This window comes from Serratia montpellierensis, assembly GCF_020858655.1.
Classification (GTDB): Bacteria; Pseudomonadota; Gammaproteobacteria; order Enterobacterales; family Enterobacteriaceae; genus Serratia; species Serratia montpellierensis.
In genome coordinates this window covers 1-1,105 of sequence record NZ_VOSN01000017.1, presented here as the reverse complement: position 1 = coordinate 1,105, position 1,105 = coordinate 1, and the positions used below count along the sequence as shown (strand labels likewise).

The following is a 1,105-nucleotide window of genomic DNA, read 5'->3' as shown; positions in this document are numbered from 1 at the left end:
CGCTGATGTGGGTGGATCCGTTTGGGTTGACATGTAGCCATTCTGCTAAAAATCCTAAGCAGGCACATGCGGTCATTAAAGATAAATGGGGGCACGCAATGTCTAAAAGAGATATGCGTGAGCTACAAAACACAGTTGATAGAATTAAATTAAACAAACCTCATTATTCAAATGATGGAACAACATTTAGCAATACGCACTCTATTGGCAACTCTAATAGCCAGCGTCTTAACACTGGTAGTGGACCATATAAAGAATGGACTGTTAAGACACCAGATGTAGGTGGGAATGGAGCGAGGCGTGTGGTAGTTGATACGAAGACAGGTAAAGCTTATTATACTCATGATCATTATGATTCGTTTATAGAGATCGATCTTGGAGGGTGGAAATAATGGAAATAGGGCGGAAAGTCAAAATAGATTTTGCCAAGATAAAAACGCTGGATGATTTTTATACTGAATTGTCTGGTTTATTTGGGTTTCCTGATTTTTTTGGTAGGAATATCAATGCATTAATTGATTGTTTTTTCAGCTTGCGCTATCCGCAAGATGAAATGACGAAGATTCATGTAGCAGCTTCTGAGTATTTATTAATGGAGCTTCATCATTTCTCTTTAGCATCAGAGGAAATAAAGGAAACATTAATATTCACTATTGAAAATGTAAGCTTAAAATGCAAAGAAAAAGGCCAGGAGCCTTCGATTGTTTTATTGTTGAGGTAGCTTGATATAGTCGAAAAGGCTTTACGGCTTCTCGACTATTACTTAGCGATTAAACGCTAGATATATCTAGATAAAGTAGATTTCATAGGGATGATGAAGCCAGGACGTTCATAGGAATCCTTTCTTTGATTAATTAAGTCGTGAAAAAACAATGCCCTGCTCTTTAAAAAATATATGAAATTAAATATTCCAAATATTTATTGTAGAGCAGACAGTCTGCTGTAACACCGCGAGCCCAATCAGGGCAAACCGGGCACGCGGCTGGTGTACGATCTGGCGGATAGCTACGACGCCGATAATCGGCTGGTGCAGGCGCACGGCCGCGGCCCGCAGGGCGAGTTCGAGGCGCAGTACCATTACGACGCGCTGGGCCGCCGCAGCCGC

General features: G+C 41.3%; 2 protein-coding genes. Both read left to right on the top strand.

From position 1 onward, the window contains the following. The coding region (locus tag FUU19_RS18315) for a guanyl-specific ribonuclease (protein ID WP_304622322.1) at positions 1-392 on the top strand (392 nt) is incomplete at its 5' end. Continuing rightward, positions 392-721, top strand: coding sequence for a barstar family protein (locus tag FUU19_RS18310; RefSeq protein ID WP_048323379.1), 330 nt, complete (start codon positions 392-394; stop codon positions 719-721). The genes FUU19_RS18315 and FUU19_RS18310, both read left to right, overlap by 1 nt. The last annotated feature ends 384 nt before the right edge of the window (positions 722-1,105 follow it).